Origin of the sequence: Micromonospora sp. SH-82 (assembly GCF_051132485.1) — a bacterium.
In the GTDB taxonomy this organism is placed as follows: domain Bacteria; phylum Actinomycetota; class Actinomycetes; order Mycobacteriales; family Micromonosporaceae; genus Micromonospora.
The window spans coordinates 1396998-1416368 of sequence record NZ_CP148049.1; the positions used below are offsets into that span (position 1 = coordinate 1396998).

General features: G+C 70.3%; 19 protein-coding genes. 11 read left to right on the forward strand and 8 right to left on the reverse strand.

All coding sequences use genetic code 11. The features are described from left to right. Window positions 1–57: 57 nt before the first annotated feature. From WHN02_RS06520 to WHN02_RS06540, 5 genes are read right to left on the reverse strand one after another with little or no spacing between them, the layout of a single operon-like run. Window positions 58–1674 carry a glycosyltransferase family 2 protein gene (locus WHN02_RS06520; protein WP_434742512.1) on the reverse strand — a complete coding sequence of 539 codons (1617 nt, stop codon included), beginning with the start codon at window positions 1672–1674 and terminating at the stop codon, window positions 58–60. Then, on the reverse strand, window positions 1671–2558 hold the full coding sequence (locus WHN02_RS06525) for an inositol monophosphatase family protein (RefSeq protein ID WP_434742513.1): 888 nt from the start codon (window positions 2556–2558) through the stop codon (window positions 1671–1673). Before WHN02_RS06525 ends, WHN02_RS06520 begins: the two co-directional genes overlap by 4 nt. Window position 2559: 1 nt before the next feature. Beyond that, window positions 2560–3711: a glycosyltransferase gene (locus tag WHN02_RS06530; protein ID WP_434742514.1), complete on the reverse strand. Its 1152-nt coding sequence runs from the start codon at window positions 3709–3711 to the stop codon at window positions 2560–2562. Then, window positions 3704–4768, reverse strand: coding sequence for a zinc-dependent alcohol dehydrogenase (locus tag WHN02_RS06535; RefSeq protein ID WP_434742515.1), 1065 nt, complete (start codon window positions 4766–4768; stop codon window positions 3704–3706). The genes WHN02_RS06530 and WHN02_RS06535 overlap by 8 nt, the downstream gene beginning before the upstream one ends. Continuing rightward, window positions 4765–6033, reverse strand: a complete 1269-nt coding sequence (locus tag WHN02_RS06540) for an aspartate aminotransferase family protein (protein ID WP_434742516.1) — start codon at window positions 6031–6033, stop codon at window positions 4765–4767. The genes WHN02_RS06535 and WHN02_RS06540 overlap by 4 nt, the downstream gene beginning before the upstream one ends. A gap of 649 nt (window positions 6034–6682) precedes the next feature. Here WHN02_RS06540 and WHN02_RS06545 point away from each other — a divergent pair. Continuing rightward, window positions 6683–7534: a menaquinone biosynthetic enzyme MqnA/MqnD family protein gene (locus WHN02_RS06545; protein ID WP_434742517.1), complete on the forward strand. Its 852-nt coding sequence runs from the start codon at window positions 6683–6685 to the stop codon at window positions 7532–7534. A 64-nt stretch (window positions 7535–7598) separates the two neighbouring features. Here WHN02_RS06545 and WHN02_RS06550 read toward each other — a convergent pair whose 3' ends face one another. Together WHN02_RS06550 and WHN02_RS06555 are read right to left on the reverse strand one after the other, a co-directional pair. Then, the gene (locus tag WHN02_RS06550) at window positions 7599–8555 is read right to left on the reverse strand and encodes a hypothetical protein (protein WP_434742518.1); all 957 of its coding nucleotides are present in this window, start codon (window positions 8553–8555) and stop codon (window positions 7599–7601) included. After that, window positions 8555–9508, reverse strand: a complete 954-nt coding sequence (locus WHN02_RS06555) for a hypothetical protein (protein WP_434742519.1) — start codon at window positions 9506–9508, stop codon at window positions 8555–8557. The genes WHN02_RS06550 and WHN02_RS06555 overlap by 1 nt, the downstream gene beginning before the upstream one ends. A gap of 370 nt (window positions 9509–9878) precedes the next feature. On the opposite strand from WHN02_RS06555, the gene paaA reads away from it, so the two are divergent. The 5 genes from paaA to WHN02_RS06580 are packed head-to-tail and all read left to right on the forward strand — an operon-like array spanning window position 9879 to window position 13729. Next, complete coding sequence (gene paaA / locus WHN02_RS06560; protein WP_434742520.1) at window positions 9879–10946, forward strand: 1,2-phenylacetyl-CoA epoxidase subunit PaaA; 1068 nt, start codon at window positions 9879–9881, stop codon at window positions 10944–10946. Next, window positions 10943–11251 carry a 1,2-phenylacetyl-CoA epoxidase subunit PaaB gene (gene paaB / locus WHN02_RS06565; RefSeq protein WP_434742521.1) on the forward strand — a complete coding sequence of 103 codons (309 nt, stop codon included), beginning with the start codon at window positions 10943–10945 and terminating at the stop codon, window positions 11249–11251. Before paaA ends, paaB begins: the two co-directional genes overlap by 4 nt. Further along, a complete protein-coding gene (paaC, locus tag WHN02_RS06570; RefSeq protein WP_434742522.1) occupies window positions 11248–11997 on the forward strand; it encodes a 1,2-phenylacetyl-CoA epoxidase subunit PaaC in 750 nt (249 codons plus the stop codon). The genes paaB and paaC overlap by 4 nt, the downstream gene beginning before the upstream one ends. 53 nt (window positions 11998–12050) lie before the next feature. Continuing rightward, complete coding sequence (gene paaD / locus WHN02_RS06575) at window positions 12051–12533, forward strand: 1,2-phenylacetyl-CoA epoxidase subunit PaaD (RefSeq protein ID WP_434742523.1); 483 nt, start codon at window positions 12051–12053, stop codon at window positions 12531–12533. Next, window positions 12530–13729: a 2Fe-2S iron-sulfur cluster-binding protein gene (locus WHN02_RS06580; RefSeq protein ID WP_434742524.1), complete on the forward strand. Its 1200-nt coding sequence runs from the start codon at window positions 12530–12532 to the stop codon at window positions 13727–13729. Before paaD ends, WHN02_RS06580 begins: the two co-directional genes overlap by 4 nt. A 126-nt stretch (window positions 13730–13855) precedes the next feature. Here the strand turns inward: WHN02_RS06580 and WHN02_RS06585 are convergent, their stop codons facing one another. Then, a complete protein-coding gene (locus WHN02_RS06585; RefSeq protein ID WP_434742525.1) occupies window positions 13856–14242 on the reverse strand; it encodes a hypothetical protein in 387 nt (128 codons plus the stop codon). Window positions 14243–14345: 103 nt separating this feature from the next. On the opposite strand from WHN02_RS06585, the gene WHN02_RS06590 reads away from it, so the two are divergent. The 5 genes from WHN02_RS06590 to WHN02_RS06610 all read left to right on the forward strand — a co-directional run bounded on the left by WHN02_RS06590 (window position 14346) and on the right by WHN02_RS06610 (window position 19235). Continuing rightward, window positions 14346–15206 carry a helix-turn-helix domain-containing protein gene (locus WHN02_RS06590; protein ID WP_434742526.1) on the forward strand — a complete coding sequence of 287 codons (861 nt, stop codon included), beginning with the start codon at window positions 14346–14348 and terminating at the stop codon, window positions 15204–15206. Next, complete coding sequence (locus WHN02_RS06595) at window positions 15207–15413, forward strand: DUF397 domain-containing protein (protein WP_434742527.1); 207 nt, start codon at window positions 15207–15209, stop codon at window positions 15411–15413. Window positions 15414–15634: 221 nt separating this feature from the next. Continuing rightward, the gene (gene mqnC / locus WHN02_RS06600) at window positions 15635–16825 is read left to right on the forward strand and encodes a cyclic dehypoxanthinyl futalosine synthase (protein WP_434742528.1); all 1191 of its coding nucleotides are present in this window, start codon (window positions 15635–15637) and stop codon (window positions 16823–16825) included. Window positions 16826–17125: 300 nt separating this feature from the next. Further along, on the forward strand, window positions 17126–18325 hold the full coding sequence (locus WHN02_RS06605) for a hypothetical protein (RefSeq protein WP_434742529.1): 1200 nt from the start codon (window positions 17126–17128) through the stop codon (window positions 18323–18325). Window positions 18326–18533: 208 nt separating this feature from the next. Then, the gene (locus WHN02_RS06610) at window positions 18534–19235 is read left to right on the forward strand and encodes a demethylmenaquinone methyltransferase (RefSeq protein ID WP_434742530.1); all 702 of its coding nucleotides are present in this window, start codon (window positions 18534–18536) and stop codon (window positions 19233–19235) included. The last annotated feature ends 136 nt before the right edge of the window (window positions 19236–19371 follow it).

The window sequence follows — 19371 nt, forward strand, 5'->3', positions numbered from 1 at the left end:
GGAAGGACCCCTTCCTATCGCATTCCGATGTGGAAGGGGTCCCTCCGGGGCGATCGGTCAGGCGGTGGGTACGGGCTGCGGCCCGGCGGGACGCGCCGCGACGGCCTCGTCCCCGGTGGAGAGTCCGACGACGTGCTGGTACAACTCCTCGGCGGTGAGCCCGAGGTACGACGGCACCCCGGCCCGCCGCTCGTACCGCTCCATGGTGACCAGGAAGGCGAGGGCGTACGCCGAACCGAGCGCGAGGAACGCCGCCGACCAGGCCGCGATGACCGTGTGCTCGCCCTGCACCAGGCGGGCCAGAGCGAGCCCGAGCCCACCCAGGTTGACCGCCGCGAACCCCCGGTACGCCCAGGTGAGCCCCGATGCGCCGCCCCGGCCGGTCCGCTTGCGGCTGACCCCGAATCCGCGTTCCCCACCCGGCAGGTCCCGGAGTGCGTCGATCATCGGCAGGGTGTCGGCCACCCCGAACGCCTCACTGTGCACCAGGTGGTAGTGCCCCCGTCCGAAGAGGACGACGGTGCAGACGGACACGACCATGAACGCCAGGAAGGCGAATCCGTACACGGCGTAGGGGCCGCTGACCGGGGCCACCCCGGTCGCCACCGCAGCGATCGGGGCGACCAGGTAGAGCACCCGGTTCAGTCCCTGCAGGTGGGTGACCATCGCGCTCAGGTAGTTGAGTCGCTGCGAGAGGGTGAGGCCGCGTACCCACAGGGGGGAGTCCGGGTGACGCAGCAGCAGACGCAGGCTCCCCGACGCCCACCGCCGTCGGGTCCGGTAGTACTCCTGGAGGTTCTCCACCTCCAACCCGTACGCCAGCGGGGTGCGCAGGTACACCGACCGCCAGCCCCGGGTGTGCAGCCGCAGGGAGGTGTGGATGTCCTCGGTCGGGGTGTCCGGGGCGAACCCGCCGACGGTCTCCAGTGCGCTGCGCCGCAGCATCGCCGAGGTGCCGGTGTAGATGGCGCTGTTGGTGCGGTTCTTGGTGGGCTGGATGCCGCCGTAGAACATCGCCTGCTCGTGCCATCCGGCGTCGTCGCCCCGCCGACGGCGGAAGGTGAACGACTCGGTGTTGTAGAACGACTGCGGCGACTGGACCACAGCCACCTCGGGGTCGTCGAAGTAGCCGACGGTCTGCTCGATCAGCTCCGGCAGCGGCACGTGGTCGGCGTCGAGGGTGACGACGAACTCGGCGTCGGTGTCGGTGAGCCCGAAGTTGAGGTTCCCGGCCTTGGCCCCGACCCGCTCGGTCCGGGCCAGGTACCGGGCACCGTACCGTTCGGCCAGGTCGCGGACCTCCGGGCGGGCGGCGTCGTCGAGGACCAGGACCGCGCGTACGCCCCGGACCCGGGTCGCCCCGATGACAGTGGGTTCCAGGACGGCTATCGGTTCGTTCAGGGTGGGGATCAGGATGTCGACGGTCCTGGTGGTCCCGGTGACCACCCGGGGCACCGGCCGGACGGCACGGCGGAGGCTGAGCACGAACATGACCGAGGTGGCCAGGCCGAACAGCTCCGCCCCCCAGGCGAGCGGGCCGTACCAGACGTCCCAGTTCACGACGGCGGTCCGCCACACGGCGAAGACGGCGGCCAGGACGAGGAAGGCGACGAAGAGGACGGGCAGGTACCAGGGGTCCCGGTCGGTGGTCTGCTGGAGTCGGTAGGAGGTCATGGTGTCGTCTCTGCTTCCTGACGCGACGGTAGGGGGGACACGAGTCGGCCGAGCCGCTCGTGGAGGGTGGGACCGGCCACCAGGACCCCGGTGCCGAGACCGGTGACGAGCGCCCCGGCCTCCCGGGCGACGAGCGCCCCGGCGGCCCAGTCCCAGTGGGCCAGTTCGTCCTCGTAGAAGGCGTCGTAGCGGCCGGCGGCGACCCAGCACAGGCTGAGGGCGGCGCTGCCGTTGCTGCGGACGTCCCGGACCGCCGGGACGACCCGGTTCGCCGTGTCGGCCTGCCGGACCCGGGACGAGGCGCAGTAGCCGAACCCGGTGGCGACCAGCGCGTGCGCCGTCTCGACCGGGTCGGCGACGGTGAGCGGGGACCCGTCGAGGTGTGCGCCCCCGCCGCGTACGGCGGTGAAGGTCTCGCCGCGTACCGGGTCGTGGACCACCCCGACCACCCCCGACCAACGGCCGCCGGACGTGCCGGGCCGGTGGCCGGGGTCGGTGGCGACCCACAGTTCGCAGGCGACGCTGACCGCGAAGTCGGGGAGGCCGTACAGGTAGTTCACGGTGCCGTCGAGGGGGTCGACCACCCACCGGAGGCCGGTCGTACCGGCCCGGTCGGCGCCCTCCTCGCCGAGGACGCCGTCGTCGGGCCGGTCCTCGGCGATCCGGCCGATCACCGCCGCCTCGCTGGCCAGGTCGGCTTCGGTCACCGGGTCGGTGCCAGTGGTCTTGACCCCGACCAGGCGGGTCCGGCCGGCCCGTCGCCGCAGCTCGGCACCGCCGGCCAGGGCCGCGGCGGTGGCGACGGCGAGGAGTTCGGCGGATCCGGCGTCGGTGACCGGGGCGGCGGTGTCGCTGCGGGGCGTCGGCCCGGTCCGGGTGGGCACGTCAGTCCCCCACCAGGTCGACAGGACCGACACCCACCCGCCGCGCCTCGGCGAGCACCCGCTCCCGGTACGCCCCAGGCAGCCGACGGGCCGCCGGGAGGACCGTGCACCGGGCGAAGCTGTCGTCGTCGTACGGCAGGGCGATCCCGGCGATCGGCAGCACCTCGGCCGGTGGGGCGGCCCCGATCACGTCCGCCACGGCGGCGGTGTCCCACGCACCGGAGGCGTCGACCGGCACCCCGAGGACCAGGTGCGACGACGTACCGTCCCGGACCACCGCCAGCGATCCGCCCGGCGTCGCGGCGGCGGCCTCGACCGCCCGCCGGAAGTCCGGGTACGCCTCGTTGGCCTCGAAGTCGCCGACCGCACAGGCCAGCTCGACGTCGTTCGCCGGCCACTTGCGCAGGAAGTACCGGTAGTTGGGGCCCTCGGTGCGCCTGTTCGCCGCGACGTCGCGCAGGTGGGGCAGGTGCAGACCCCAGAAGTCCCGGCCCAGCACGATGGGGGTCCCGGTCCGGGCCACCCGGTACGCCCACTCCAGGTCCTCCACCCCGTACCCGTGGAAGTTCCTGTCGAAGGTGAGGTCGTGCGCGGTGACCAGCGCCCGGGGCAGGGCGACCAGCGCGGTCCAGGCGAACGACCAGGGGATGACGTGCCGGGCGGTGACCCGGGGGTCGACGGCGCCGGGACCGTCGACGGCCAGATCGGCGAGGACCTTCCGGTAGTGCTCGTAGGGGCGCAGGTCGACCTCGACCACGTCACCGGTGTTGTTGTCGTAGTCGAGCATCTGCCCGACCAGGCACACCCGCTGCCCGTACCCGAAGTGCCGTTCGTAGAGCTCGGCCAGGCAGTCCGGGGGCAGGGCCATGTCCACGTCCATCAGCACCAGGACCTCCCCGGTGGCCTGCCGGACGGCGAGGTTGCGGGCGTGGCCGACCTGCCACGGGACCGCCGCCACCACCGAGACGACGTGCAGCCGGTCGGCGTACTCCCGGCACAGGGCGAGGTAGCCGTCGCTGAGTTCCAGGGCACCGACCACCACCTCGAACTCGTCGGTGGGCAGGGTCTGGTCGGCCAGGGCGGCGAAGGCGAGCCGCAGGTTGTCCAACCGGTCCCGGTACGGCACCACCACGCTGATCTTCGGATCACTCATCGAGGCCGCCCGGGGCCAGCAGGACCTTGCAGCTGCTCTCGTCGGTCGGGCCGAACCGGCGGGCGTCCACGTCGCACCCCAGCGCGGCGAAGCCCTTGCGGTAGTCGGCGAGCGGCACCACGTGGCTGACCAGCCGCTCGGTCGGGATCCGACCCGAGGTGACCAGGTGGAACGCCTCCACGAAGGAGCCGTGCAGCGAGTCGATCGAGCCGATCACCGACAGGCTCCGGTCGGCCAGCAGCATGGTGTCGATCGCTGCCACCTGCCGCTTCAACCCGATCCCCAGGTACGTCCCGCCGCAGGCCAACTGGTCGAACAGCTCCTCCAGCAGGACCGAGGTGGTGTCCACCACCACGTCCAGCGGGGCGGCCGGATCCCCGAAGAACCCGGTACGGGCCTCGGCGAGGGAGGCGTACGCCCGTACCCCCTCGGGGAGCCGGTCCCGGGCGAAGGCGAGCCGAGCCGGGGAGTGCTCGACCACCACCGGGGTCAGCCCCCTCAGCGACAGCGCCCAGGTGTAGAGCAGGCCGAGGGGACCGGCCCCGAAGACGTACGTGTACGCGGCCGACGACGGGGGTTGGATCTTGCGTACCCCGGCCAGGACGCAGCTCAGCGGCTCGACCAGCGCCGCCGCCTTCAGCGAGACGTGGTCCGGGAGCCGGTGCACGTACGCCGACGTGGTCCGGTACCTGTCGGCGAAGGCCCCGTCGTAGCTGACCCCGCTCTCCGTCCCGTGCTTGTTCACGCAGTGGTTGATCCGCTGGGTCCGGCACATCCGGCACCGACCGCAGAACGGGGTCGGGTTGATCACCACCCGGTCTCCGACGGCGACCTCGGTGACCGCCGGGCCGACCTCGGCGACGATCCCGCTCGCCTCGTGGCCGAGGGTCACCCCGCCGACCGCCACCGGGTATCCGCCGGAGACGATGCCGAGGTCGGTGCCGCAGATGCCGCAGAACCTGATGTCGACCACCACGTCGTCGTCGCCGACGGCGTGCAGGTCGGGCAGGTCGCGCAGCTCGATGTCCCAGGCGGAGTGGTAGGTGAGTGCCTTCACGGCTGACCCTCCCGGTCGTAGGCGCCTTCCCGGTGGTAGGCGCGGAGTGCGTCGCAGAGTCGGACGAGGAGTTCCCGTACCTCGTCCGGGGTGATGATCAGTGGGGGGCGGATCTTGACGGTCCGGCCGAAGCCGTACCGGCTGCCGCGCACGATCAGCCCGTGCTCCCGGGCCGTGGTGATGAAGGACTGGACGTCCAGGCTGGTGGGGAGGTCGAAGGCGAGCATCAGGCCGACGCCCCGTACGTTCGACATCCCGGGGAAGCGCCGCGCCAGGTCGGTCAGCCCCTGCCGGAGCGGCCCGGACACGGTCTCCACGTTCTCCAGCACCCGGTGGTCGCGCAGGTACCTGACGGTCTCCTCCAGGGCCACCAGGGAGAGCGGGTTCGCCCCGGAGGTGGAGGAGTGCTCCCACGGGTCGAGGACGTCGAGCTCGGAGCGCATGAGGACACCGGCGACCGGTACGCCGATCCCGCCGGCGCCCTTGGCGAAGGTGATCACGTCCGGCCGGAGTTCCCGGGCGAAGCCGGTGGAGGCGAAGAACGATCCGGTACGCCCGAAGCCCGTCTGCACCTCGTCGGCGATGATCAGGATGCCCAGCCTGTCGCAGGTCTCCCGGAGCGTCCGGAAGTATCCGGCCGGCGGCACGATGTTCCCGCCGTTGCCGAGGACCGGTTCGACGAGCAGCGCCGCGACCTGGCCGCTGGAGGCGTACTCGACGAAGTCCTCCAGCCGGGTGGCGCAGAGCATCCCGCACCGTCCGGGCTGCTGGGAGTAGAAGCAGTTGGCGCAGTCCGGAGCCGGGATCTTGACGGAGTTGGCGAACGGCAGGGTGAAGCTGCGGTGCCGGAAGGCGTTCCCCGAGACCCCCGTCGACCCGACGGTCTGCCCGTGGTGGGACAGGAACAGCGAGAAGATGTCGGTCTTGCCGGTGGCCTTCTGTGCGATCCGGATGGCACCCTCGTTCGCCCCGGATCCGGTGATGTCCCGGAACCAGAACGCCCCGATGTGGGCCGGCAGGAATTCGCGCATCTTGTCGAAGATCTGCCGGGACTTCTCCCTGGTGAAGTCCGAGGAGAGGTGTGAGCAGCGGTCGAGTTGAGCGTGCAGTGCGTCGACCACCGGTTTCGCCGAATAGCCGAGAGAGAGATTGAAGGTCCCGGACGCGCAATCGATGTACTGCTGTCCGTCGGCGTACAGATAGATTCCCTCGCCGGTGTACCCGCTCAATCCTGACGAGAGCGCCTCGGTCACACTGGAAGTCAATTCTCTTTCCTTTCCGTGCTGTTTTCCGGGCAGGGGTGAGCGGCGGGTGAGGCGACGCCGCACACCGAGGTCATCGGGTCTGAGGGGTCGTACGCTCGCCCCTGACCTGGGGGAGTGTCGGACACCTGACAGTTCTTCGGTCTTGCGCCAGGTGGTTGCCCCGGCCTTGTTCAACAATTCCTTGGTACGTCTCCGACCGTCGCCCTCGAAATCGTGGAAGCGCTCCCATCGGGATGTGCATAAGCCTGCTGACCGGTCGACCGGGTGTCAAGGGACCTTTGTCCCTCGATTAACGTCGATATCTCTTCGACCAGCCCCGACGCCCCTTCGGCGGGCTGTGTGCGTTAGCTCACTCGGGGTGTAGATGCAATTTCCACCGACCCTGTGGAGCCCCTCAGGTTTCCGATTTGTTCGTACGCCATTTCCGCGAGCCGTGACAATTGTTAGCGCCGAATGACGGGCCCGTTTCGTGGCTGGTCCACGGCCCGGGCGGAGGTCGACGACTCGCAGTGCACGACGACGCCGGGCCGGGTGGAGGTCGCCGGACGTGACGGCGTCGGTGCGCCCGGGGTGACCTGTGGATGCGGGGTCGGCCACTGGGTGCGGCACCGGCGGAGTCGGTCGTGAACGGCGGGGATACGGTCGGGGCATGGCTGAGCACGTCGCCCGACCACGAGTGGGGCACATCCAGTTCCTGAACTGCCTGCCGATCTACTGGGGGCTGATGCGGTCAGGGGCGCTCATCGACGTCGACCTGCACAAGGACTCCCCGGACCGGCTCAGTGCCGCCCTCGTCGCCGGGGACCTGGACATCGGGCCGATCTCGCACGTCGAGTACCTGCGGCACGCCGACGAGCTGCTGCTCCTGCCGGGGCTGGCGGTCGGCAGCGACGGCCCGGTCCTGTCGGTGAACATCGTCTCCACCCGTCCGCTGGCCGACCTCGGCGACGCGAAGGTGGCCCTCGGCTCGACGTCACGGACCGGCGTCCTCCTGGCCCAGCTGCTGCTCGGCGAGCGGTACGGGGTACGCCCCGAGTACTTCCGGTGCCCGCCCGACCTGACCCAGATGCTGCTGGAGGCCGACGCGGGGGTCCTCATCGGCGACGTGGCGCTCCGAGCCCTCTACGAGGCACCCCGGCGCGGGCTGGAGGTCACCGACCTCGGTCAGGCCTGGCAGGAGTGGACCGGGCTGCCGATGGTCTTCGCCGTCTGGGCCGTACGCCGTGACTTCGCCGCCGCCCACCCGGGGATGGTCAAGGAGGTGCACGAGGCGTTCCTGCGCTCGCGTGACCTCTGCCTGGCCGAGCTGGACCAGGTCGCCGAGGCGGCAGCCCGGTGGGAGCCGTTCGACGCGGCGACGCTCGCCTCGTACTTCCGGGTCCTGGACTTCTCGCTGGGCGAGCGGCAGGTGGCCGGGCTACGGGAGTTCGCCGGTCGGGCGGCGGCCGTCGGGGCCGCCCCGCCGCTTCCTGCGGGCGGCCCGGCCTTCTTCACCGGCTGACCCCCACCTGCATCACGGGCCACCCGCCGCAGTGGGTGGCCCGCCTGCGGGGCCGACCCTTTCCCTACGGGCGGCGTAGGAGGGTGTCGGTGACCTTCTCGCAGTTGTCCATGCCGTACTCGTAGCCCCGGTTGATGGGGTAGCGCAGCATCACGCCCATCGTCCAGTCCTCGCCGATGGCGAGGCAGTTGACGTGGATCTCCTGCTCGTCGATCCGGTCGACCCAGCCGTTCTTGATGGCGATGGTCTTGCCCACCTTCGCCGAGAACGCCTTGCGGATGCCGAAGTCACCCGAGCCCCGGACCAGGCGCATCTCCTTGAGGAGCCAGTCGGTCCACTCCGGTCCGGCGGCGCGGCCGTCGGCGATGCACTGTCCCAGCCGGGTGGTGTCCCGGGGGGAGAGGTTCGTCCGGCTCCACCCCTTGTCGTCGGCCACGCTGCTGTCCGTCATCTCGCAGATCTTGATCATCCGCTTGATCGAGGCGGCCCGGCCGACCTCGGTGTAGAGCCGCTCGGTCCGGAGGTTGTCGCTGTCGCGGATGATCAACGTGGCGTCGTTGAGCTTCCCGTCACCGGGCTTGTCGCCGGCCTCGTCGGCGCGGCGGAGGTAGTCGGCCACGATCCAGGCCTTGATCAGCGAAGCGGTGGTGCTCGTCTCGTCCATGTTCTTCGAGCCGATGATCTCGCCGCTGCGGGTGTCCATGACGCTCCAGCCGTACCAGCCGTCGATCTCGACGTCGATGCTGGTGCTGGTCAGGTCGAACGGGAGCGGGTCGGGCGAGGGGCTGGGCGACGGGGTCGGCCGGGAACTGCGGTCGGTGCTCGTCGCCTCACCGCCCCGGCTGGTGGTGTCGGGCACGTCGCCCCAGCGGGCGGCGGCGATGGACTCCAGCGGGGAGCCGGGCAGCAGCCGCAGCGAGATCAGAACCAGCCCGAGCAGCACCGACGCGATGGCGACGAGTTGTAACGGGGATGTCCCGTCCCGCCGGGGTCGGCGGCGGTTACGGCGGTCACCGGGCATCAGAGCTTGCCCACCGGTTGCTGCGGCACCTTGAGGGCGGCACCGGGTTGCGGGCTGACCAGTTGGGTGGCGACCGCGGCGCAGAGGTCTGCCCCGTAGTCGAGACCGCTCGCGATGGGATAACGCAGCAGCACGGCGAGGCTCCACTTCTCAGTGACGGCAAGACAGTTCACGTGCCAGTTGCCGTCATAGTTCAATGGAGTCCAGCCGTTCTTGATGGCGACCGGTCCCTGGTCGAGGATCGCCTCGGGGAGACCGTCGATGATCCCCCACCGGCCGCCGCCCTCCCGACGCTGCTGGTCGGCGTCGTCGGTGGTGCCCCGGACCTTGCTCATCTCGTCGAGCAGGAACGGGGTGTGGGTCGGCCCGGCGGCGGTGCCGTCGGCGATGCACCGACCGAGCCGGACCGCGTCCCGGGCGGACATCTCGGTGAAGGACCACCAGCCCCGGTAGCCGGGGACCCGGCCGGGGCGGGTGTCGGTCAGGTCGCACACCATGATCATCTGGCGGATGGAGGCCGGCCCACCGGCTGCGGAGTACAGCCGGTTGGCGGCGTCGTCGTTGCTGTCCCGGATGGACGTGACGATGTCCCGGCGGAACCTGCCCGGGATCGGTTCGTCCCCGAGTTCGCGGAGGTAGTTTGCGGCGAACCAAGCCTTGATCATGGATTCGGTCGAGTTGGTCTTCGCCATGTTCTTCGCCCCGGAGAGCTCCCCGGTGGCGTGGTCGAGCAGCGCCCAGGAGAAGAAGTCGCCCTTGAAGTTCACCGACACCGGTGCGTCGGCGAGCGTGGGCGGCGGTGGCTCGGTGGGCTCCGGCGCGGTCCAGGCGACGGCGGTGCCCTCGCCGGTGGGCGGGCTGTTCGTGAGTCGGGCGTATGCGGTCGGCACCAGCAGGACACCGCCGAGCAGGACCGCCACGACGGCGAGCACCTTGATCACGCGAGATCGCATGAGTGGGCGAACTCCAGAGGTCAGGGCCGGGGGAGACCGGGTTGTTGAGCCGAACGAGGGTCTGCCGCCGATGGCTGGGGGAAGGCTGGGGTCGCCCTGGCGGCCGTGATCGCCCTGCTCGGTGTGACCGGCAAAGTTTACGTCCGGTGCAGGCCGACGCCAGGGTGCAGCAGGCCACGACGCGCCCGAATGCCGGAAGATCGGCCCGGTATGCGTCCCTTGGACGGGTTCATCTTCCGGACGTGTCCTACCTCACACCGAAGTCCACGTCCGACAACGGCCCGGACGAGCCGACAGGCGACGCAAGGGCCACTCGGAATTCTGTTACACCCTCTGGTGCACTGAGGGGCTAGCTGTAACACTTGTCGGCATGTATGGCAACGACTTCGCCGGCGACGACACACCCGGCGGTGGCCTGCTCGGTGAGGTCGAGGCGGCGGAGGCGGCCCTCCGCGAGGCGGCGGCCCGGCAGCGTCAGGAACCGGCCGGGGAACCCGGCACCGACCTGTCGGCGTACTTCACCGGTGTGATCGAGGCCGACCAGAAGATCGAACCCCGGGACTGGATGCCCGAGGCGTACCGCCGGACCCTGATCCGGCAGATCGCCCAGCACGCCCACTCCGAGATCATCGGGATGCAGCCGGAGGGGAACTGGATCAGCCGGGCACCCTCCCTCAAGCGCAAGGCGATCCTGCTGGCGAAGGTCCAGGACGAGGCCGGACACGGCCTCTACCTGTACGCGGCGGCCGAGACCCTCGGGATCACCCGGGACGAGCTGGTCGACCTCCTGCTCGCCGGCCGGCAGAAGTACAGCTCGATCTTCAACTACCCCACCCTGACCTGGGCGGACGTCGGAGCGATCGGCTGGCTGGTCGACGGGGCGGCGATCGTCAACCAGGTGCCCCTGTGCCGGTGCTCCTACGGCCCGTACGCCCGGGCCATGATCCGGGTCTGCAAGGAGGAGTCGTTCCACCAGCGCCAGGGGTACGAGATCCTGCACACCCTGTCGCACGGCACCCCGGCCCAACGGGCGATGGCCCAGGACGCGATCGACAGGTGGTGGTACCCGTCGCTGGCGATGTTCGGCCCGCCGGACTCCGACTCCACCCACTCGGAGCAGTCCATGGCCTGGAAGATCAAGCGGTTCTCCAACGACGAACTGCGGCAGCGCTTCGTGGACATGTGCGTCCAGCAGGCGGAGATCCTCGGGGTCCGGATCCCCGACCCCGACCTGCGCTGGAACGCCGAGCGTCAGGCGTACGACTACACCCAGCCCGACTACGACGAGCTGATGCGGGTGATCAAGGGCAACGGCCCGTGCAACCGACAGCGGATGGCACACCGCCGACAGGCCCACGCCGACGGCGCCTGGGTACGGGAGGCCGCAACGGCGTACGCCGCCAAGCGCGCCGAGGAGAAGGAGACGGTGGCGGCATGAGCGATTCCGACCAGCCCCGGGCGGGCAGCCCGTCCCCGCTGTGGGAGGTGTTCGTCCGAGCCCGGCGCGGGCTGTCCCACACCCACGTCGGCAGTCTGCACGCCCCCGACGCCGAACTTGCCCTGCGCAACGCCCGGGACCTCTACACCCGCCGCCAGGAGGGGGTGTCGCTGTGGGTGGTGCCGGCGGCGGCGATCACCGCGTCGAGCCCTGACGAGAAGGACGCGTTCTTCGACCCGGCCGCCGACAAGGTCTACCGGCATCCCACCTTCTACGAGGTCCCGGACGGGGTGGCGCACCTGTGAGCGACCTGTTCGAGTTCGTCCTGCGCCTCGGCGACGACGCGCTGGTCGCCGCCCAACGGCTGGCCGAGTGGACCACCCGGGCACCCGAGATGGAAGAGGACATCGCGCTGGCCAACATCGCCCTCGACCAGCTCGGGGCGGCGCGGCTGCTGCTGACGTACGCGGGCGAACTGGAGGGCGCCGGTCGGGACGAGGACGCGTTGGCGTACCTGCGTGACGACCGGGAGTTCCGCAACTGTCTCCTGGTCGAGCTGCCCAACGGCGACTTCGCGGTGACCATGGCGAAGCTCCTCTTCCTCGCCGCCCACCAGCGGATCCAGTACGACCGCCTGGTCACCTCCCGCGACGAGCGGCTCGCCGCGATCGCGGCGAAGGCCCGCAAGGAGTCGGCCTACCACCTCGACCACGCGACGCTGTGGGTGAAGCGGCTCGGGGACGGCACCGACGAGTCGCACCGGCGGATGCAGGCGGCGGTGGACCAGATCTGGCCGTACACCGGTGAGCTGTTCGCCGCCGACGAGGTGACCGCCCGCCTCGACGAGCAGGGGGTGGTGGCCGTCCCGACGACCCTGCGCGACGAGTGGCTGGGCACCGTGGAGCCGGTGCTGACCGAGGCGACGCTGACCCGTCCGACCGACGACTGGGGACCCGCCGGAGGTCGGGACGGGGTGCACACCGAGCACCTGGGGTTCCTCCTCGCCGAGTTCCAGGTCCTGCACCGGGCGCATCCGGGGGCATCGTGGTAGCGCCCAGGGGTGCGGCCTCGGCTCCCAGGGTGGCGGCGGCTTCGGCTCACAGGGTGGCGGCGGCTTCGGCTCCCAGGGCGGCGGTGGCGGCGGTGGTGGATCCGGAGATCCGCGTGGTCACCATCGACGACCTCGGCATCCTCCGGTCGGTGCAGGAAGATCCGGACACCGGCCGGGTGACAGTCACCATCACCCCGACGTACACCGGATGTCCCGCCATGGACGTGATCCGCGCCGACATCCGTCGCGCGCTCGCCGCCGTCGGCCACCCGGAGGCCGAGGTGCACACGGTGCACAGTCCGGCGTGGAGCACCGACTGGATCTCCGAGGTCGGCCGGGCGAAGCTCGCCGCCGCCGGGATCGCCCCACCCGCACCGGCCGCCTCCGGCGCGGTGCCGCTGACCCTCGCCGTCCGCTGCCCGCAGTGCGGATCGGCGGATTCCGAGCAGGTCAGCCGCTTCGGCTCCACCGCGTGCAAGGCGCTGTGGCGGTGCCGCTCCTGCCGGGAACCCTTCGACCATGTGAAGGCACTGTGACTGTCACCATCACCCGCCCGGTCCGCCGCCGTCCGGTCTTCCACCCGCTGCCGGTGGCCGCCGTCGACCGGCTCACCGACGACGCCGTGGCGGTCACCTTCGCCGTACCCGAGGAGTTGCGGGCCGTCTTCGGGTTCTCCGCCGGACAGCACCTGACGGTCCGGCGGTCGACTGACACCGCCGCCGCCGCCTCCGCCGATGCCGCTGCCGCCGCCGACGGCGCTGCCGTGGCCGTGGTCGCCGACGGCGCTGCCGTGGCCGTGGACTCTGGTGGCGTGGACGTGCGCCGGTCGTACTCGATCTGCTCGACCCCCCAGGAGCTGGCCCGGCACGGACGGCTGCGGATCGGGGTCCGGGAGGTTCCCGGGGGCGCGTTCTCCGCGTTCGCCTGCCGCGCCCTGCGGACCGGCGACACCGTCGAGGTCCTGCCGCCCCTGGGCCACTTCACCTCGGCCTTCGCGCCGGAGCGGGTGCGCCGCTACGGCGCCGTCGTCGCCGGTTCGGGGATCACCCCTGTCCTCGCCCTGGTCGCCACGGCCCTGGCCGTCGAGCAGGCCAGCACCTTCACCCTGGTGTACGGCAACCGCACCGCGAACTCCGTGATGTTCGCCGAGGAACTGGCCGACCTGAAGGACCGCTACCCGACCCGGCTGCACCTGGTGCACGTCCTGTCCCGGGAGCTGGGCGAGTCACCTCTGCTCTCCGGCCGGATCGACGCCGAACGGCTGACCCGACTGCTGGACACCGTCGTCCCCGCCGACGCCATCGAGGAGTGGTTCCTCTGCGGCCCGTACGGCATGGTCACCGACGCCCGGGCGGTGCTGGCCGGGCGGGGGGTGCCCGACACCGCCGTACACACCGAACTGTTCCACGTCGACGCCCCACCCGAGCCGGTACGCCGGGTCGAGGACCGGGCCGCCGGTGCGGAGGTGACCATCGTGCTGGACGGTAGGTCGTCCCGGTTCGCCATGGACGCGGGAGAGCGGGTGCTGGACGCGGCACTGAAGGTCCGCCCCGAACTGCCGTACGCCTGCAAGGGCGGGGTCTGCTCGACCTGCCGGGCGAAGGTGGTCGACGGGGCGGTGACCATGGCCCGCAACTTCGCCCTGGAACCGGACGAGGTGGCCGCCGGATACGTCCTGACCTGCCAGTCCACCCCCACCACAGACACCCTCACCATCGACTACGACGCCTGACCACGTCGAGGCCCACCCCTGAGCGGCACAACCATGATCGTTTGCAGCCCACCTACGCTTTCGTCGGCATGTCGAGTCGGTCACCTGCAAACGATCATGCCGAGCGGCGGCTGCTGGGGTGGGTGATCACCGGGTCAGGGTCGGGCGCGGGTGGGCGGTCCAGTAGGTGAGGTCGGAGTGGTGTTCGGTGAGCGTGACTGGCTCGCCGCAGGCCTCCTCGATCAGCTTGACCGCCTCGTCCAGGTGCGCCGGACAGCCGTCCCACTCCTCGTCACGGAACATCTGGAGCCCGACCTCGCTCCGCCCGTCGCCCAGGGCCTGCGCAGCGTCGGGTGACACCAGCACCACCGTGTACCTGGCGGCCTCCCGTTCGGCCTCGGTGGGCGGCTCCGGCTCGCCTCGTCCACGCCGTCGAAACCGCTCGACGACCGACGGGATGGGGCCGGGCGAGTCCGCCGGATCAAACGGCCGCAACCATGCTGGCGAGGCAGGGGCGAGGTTCGAGGTGTCCAAGTCAACTCCTTCATGTGTGAAAATTGCTTGGGTGGATCGCAATTTTGCAACTATGATGGTCGCGTAGGGTGACCGTGTCAATAGGGCTCAGCAGGGAGGGTTGGTGCCGAAGCGGAGCTTGCCGACGGTGGTGGGTCGCGGTCTGAGCAGCGAGTTGCGGCAGCTGCGGCGAGGTCAGCGGCTTACTGGTTCGGCGGTCGCTGCCCAGCTCGGCTGGCAGTCATCGAAGCTTTCCCGGATCGAGACTGGTCAGCAAGGCGTCCGCGTGGAAGAGGTCGCAGCGCTGCTGGCCGTCTACGGTGTCGTCGGTCAGGAACGTGAGCGACTACTGACGATGGCCGAGCGGTCGCGTGACAAGGGTTGGTGGGAGGTCCATAGCGCTGGCCTGACCGCCTGGTCTCGTACTTTCAACAAGTTCGAAGCCGAGGCGACGCGCATCGTGAGTTGGCAGCCGCTGCTGATCCCGGGGCTGTTTCAGCTGCCGGAGTACACCACTGCTCTGATGCGGGCATGTGGTGTTGCCAAAGCGGATGCGGAGGCTCGGGTCGCTGCCCGGCTCGGGCGACAGGCAGTGCTTGCTCGCGACGTGCCGCCGGAGCTGCACTTCATCATCGATGAGGTGGTGCTACGTCGGCCCCTCGGTGGTCCGAGGGTGATGGCCCGCCAGCTCCGGCACGTGGTCTCGTTGGCTGACCGGCCGAACCTGCGGCTGCAAGTGGTCCCGCTTGCGTTCGGTGGGCACACCGGGCTGGACGGGGGGTTCGTCCTGTTCGACTTCCCTTTCCACCCGTCCGTCGTGCATCTCGAGCACAAGATCTCCGGAACGTTCCTGGAGGAGGCGGATCAAGTCGCGGTCTTCCGGCGGGCGGCGGACAGCCTGGCCGAGAAGGCATTGAACTCAGTCGAATCAATTGACTTCGTGGTGCAGGTCGCGGCTGAGTATGAGCGAGAAGGGAGCCGTTGAATGATCAACTCTGACCTGGCCCGAGCGACCTGGCACAAGTCGACCCGTAGTGGCTCGGATAGCGATTGCGTGGAGGTGACGGAGGGGGTGCGGGTGGTCGGGGTGCGGGACTCGAAGGACCCGTCCGGGCCGATCCTGGTGTTCGCCCGGACTTCGTGGACCGCCTTCATTGCCGACACCCCCCACCAAAACACCCCCCTCTCCTGACCCCCTCCCCGCTCAGAGCGTCGATCAAGGGGTTTGCGTCACGGTGGCGGTCGAGGATGACGCAAATCCCTTGATCAACGGGGGCTGCGGGGGCTGGCGTCGGGCGGGGGCTGGGGGCAGGTGGGTCGGGTGTGAACGATCATGGTCGGGGGGTGGCTGCGGGGGGTGGTCGAGTGCCGGTGGGTGAGGGGGGCCAGGTGGGTCGGCGTACGCTCGCTGGTGTGACGAGGAGCCGGGAGATCGACGACATCCTGCAGCGCGGCGCGGACGGCGGGCGGATCACGCCCGAGGAGGCGCTGTCGCTCTACACCGAGGCGCCCTTCCACGCGTTGGGGGAGGCGGCCGACGCGGTCCGGCGGCGGCGGTACCCGGACAACGTCGTCACGTACCTGATCGATCGCAACATCAACTACACGAACGTCTGCGTCACGGCGTGCAAGTTCTGCGCGTTCTACCGTGCCCCGAAGCACAAGGAGGGGTGGACCCACCCCACCGAGGAGATCCTGCGCCGGTGCGGGGAGGCCGTCGAACTGGGGGCCACCCAGGTGATGCTCCAGGGCGGGCACCATCCGGACTACGGGGTGGAGTACTACGAGGAGCTGTTCTCCTCGGTGAAGCAGGCGTACCCGCAGTTGGCCATCCACTCGATCGGGCCGAGCGAGATCCTGCACATGGCCAAGGTCTCCGGAGTGAGCCTGGACGAGGCGATCGCCCGGATCAAGACCGCCGGGCTGGACTCGATCGCCGGGGCCGGGGCGGAGATGCTCCCGGAGCGTCCGCGTAAGGCGATCGCCCCGCTCAAGGAGTCCGGCGAGCGGTGGCTGGAGGTCATGGAGCTGGCCCACCGGCAGGGCGTGGAGTCGACCGCCACGATGATGATGGGCACCGGCGAGACGAACGCCGAACGGATCGAGCACCTGCGGATGATCCGGGACGTCCAGGACCGTACGGGTGGGTTCCGGGCGTTCATCCCGTGGACGTACCAGCCGGAGAACAACCATCTCAAGGGGCGCACCCAGGCGACCACCCTCGAGTACCTACGGCTGGTCGCGGTGGCCCGGCTCTTCTTCGAGACCGTCCCGCACCTGCAGGCGTCCTGGCTGACCACCGGCAAGGACGTCGGTCAGCTCAGCCTCCACATGGGCGTCGACGACCTCGGGTCGATCATGTTGGAGGAGAACGTCATCTCCTCGGCCGGTGCCCGTCACCGGTCGAACCTGCACGAGCTGATCGGCATGATCCGTACCGCGGGTCGGGTCCCCGCGCAGCGGGACACCCTCTACAACCGGTTGGCGGTGCACCACACCCCGGCCGACGACCCGGTCGACGAGCGGGTGGTGTCCCACTTCTCCTCCATCGCCATGCCGGGCGGCGGGGCCGGGAAGTCGCTGCCGTTGACCCCGGTGAACTGACCGCCGCCGGGCACGGATCGGTTGCGGTTGCGTCTCGGTACGGGTACTGCCGTGGGGTGCCGACCGGCCGGTTGATCGGGCGTACCGGCCGGGGTTGCCCGGTCGAAGATGGCGGTCGAGGTGGCCGTTCGGGGGAAAACCATCACGGCCTTCCCGCAGCATCTCCGTCAATATCGGACAGCCTGGATGCGGGGATCGGTCGAGACGGCTCGTCGGCGGCCCGGGGACGGGGTGGCGAAGGTGTCGAGCGGGAGCTAGCGTGCCCGCTCATACCCCCTTCATCCTGCGGGAGAACCCTTGATGATCTTTCGTGGTCGGCGGCCGGCCCGGTTCGGTGCTGCCGTACTGCTCGCCGCCGGCATCGTTGCCGGGCTCGGCGCCCCGGCGTACGCCGCCTCCACCGAGACCGACCTCTCGCTGGACGTGGTCGGCACCCGGCTGGCGGATGAGGCACCGCTGAAACTGGCCTTCGCCAAGATCACGAATCGGGGGAAGAACACCCCGACCGCCCTCTCCGTGAGCATCGACGTGTCGAAGGTCGACATCAGGTACGTCCTCGCGGCACCCGCCGGAACCGACTGCGAGATCGAGGGCAGCGAGGAACGGATGGCCCGGTGGACCTGCGCCGTGCCCGCCGACGAGTTGCCCGGCCCGGGGGAGACCCTGGACCTCCCGATCGTGGTGTTCAAGTTCGGCGAGCGTAAGGGGGCGTACTCGGCCCCCGTCACGGTGACCATCTCGTCGCCGGACGACACCGACACGTCGAACAACCGTCGGACCGCGAAGCTGGAGCTGACCAAGAAGAGCGGCCCCGACCTCTTCGTCCTGGCCGACGACGTCAAGCAGTCCGTGGAGGTCAAGGGCGGCGAACTCCGGGTCCTCGGCGACCTGCACGCCGGTGAGACCGGCGTCCTGACGTACTTCGGGCTCAACCAGGGTGACGAGGCGGCCGCCGGACTCCGGGTCAGGGTCACCCTGCCCAAGGGGGTCACCTTCACCGAGACCGACGAGAACTGCGAGTACGACGCGGACCGCACCTCGGCCGTCTGCACCCACCGGAATCTGCCGCTGGCCCCGTTCCACAGCGACGACGAGGGCGACGCCGAGGGGTACGGGTTCCTCCACCTGCTCACCGTCGCCAAGGGTGTGAAGGCCGGCAGCCTCTCCGGGGGTGAGGTCACTGTGGAGCCGCTCGCCGGTGAGCTGCGTACCGCCACCGCGAAGCCGAAGTCCCTGCCGAAGAACGTCACCGTCCTGACCGACGTCGAGGACATCGACGCCTCTGACAACACCGACAGTTACGCTGTCATCGTGGCTGCTCGGGGCGGCGACGGTGGCGGTGGCGAGGAGCCGCCCGGCCTCCCGGTCACCGGCCCGCAGGCCGGTCTGATCGGTGGTATCGGGGTGGCCGTCCTGCTCGCGGGCGGGGCGATGTTCCTGGTGTCCCGGCGGCGTCGGGTGGTCCTGGTCGCCCCTGCTGACGAGAAGTCCGACAACTGAGCAACTGACGAGGTTCGTCCTCCATCGGCCCGCGCGGGCCGTTTACATAACGCACCGCAGTCGGGGCGGGACGGGGTCACCCGTTCCGCCCCGACTGTGTCCGCTCCCCGCCCGCCGAGCGGAAGGGTCCCCCTGCACATCGGAGAGCGATGGGAGGGGCACTTCCCTGCCGTCGGCGGGAGGCTGGCAGAGTGGAGGGGTGAGTGGTATGCCGCAGGGTCAGCGCGCCGGTCTGGACAAGCAGCCGCACGAGGTCGCCGCCATGTTCGACGGGGTGGCGGCGCGGTACGACCTGACCAACACCGTGCTCTCTTTCGGTCAGGACCGGTTCTGGCGACGGGCCACCCGGGCCGCCCTCGACCTGCTCCCCGGCGAGCGGGTGCTCGACGTCGGGGCGGGGACCGGAGTCTCCACCGAGGAGTTGACCCAGTCCGGGGCGTACGCGGTCGGGCTGGACCTGTCCCTCGGCATGCTGGCCGCCGGTCGGCGGACCCGTCCCACGCTGCCGTTGCTGGCGGGGGACGCACTGCGGTTGCCGTTCGCGGACGCCAGCTTCGACGCGGTGACGATCTCCTTCGCCCTGCGCAACGTGGCCGACCCCGAGGCGGCCCTGCGGGAGTTCGCCCGGGTCACCCGGCCCGGCGGTCGGCTGGTGGTGTGCGAGTTCAGCACCCCGGTGAATCCGGCGTTCCGGACCGTCTACCTGTCGTACCTGATGCGGTCGTTGCCGACCGTGGCCCGGACGGTGTCCAGCAACCCCGAGGCGTACGTCTATCTGGCCGAGTCGATCCGGGCCTGGCCGGACCAGGCCGGTCTGGCCGGTCGGATCGCGGGGTCCGGGTGGCAGCGGGTCGCCTGGCGCAACCTCACCGGGGGCGTCGTCGCCCTGCACCGGGCCACCCGTTCCTGACCGGTCGCCCGGTGCCGACGGCGCACACCGCCCGTCGGTGAGCGGTGTCCGTCGCAGCCGACGGGTAGGCGTCTTCCGGTGTCCCGGTACGAAATGTGAAACCCCGGAGTTTTGTCGATTTCGCCCGTAGGCTGCG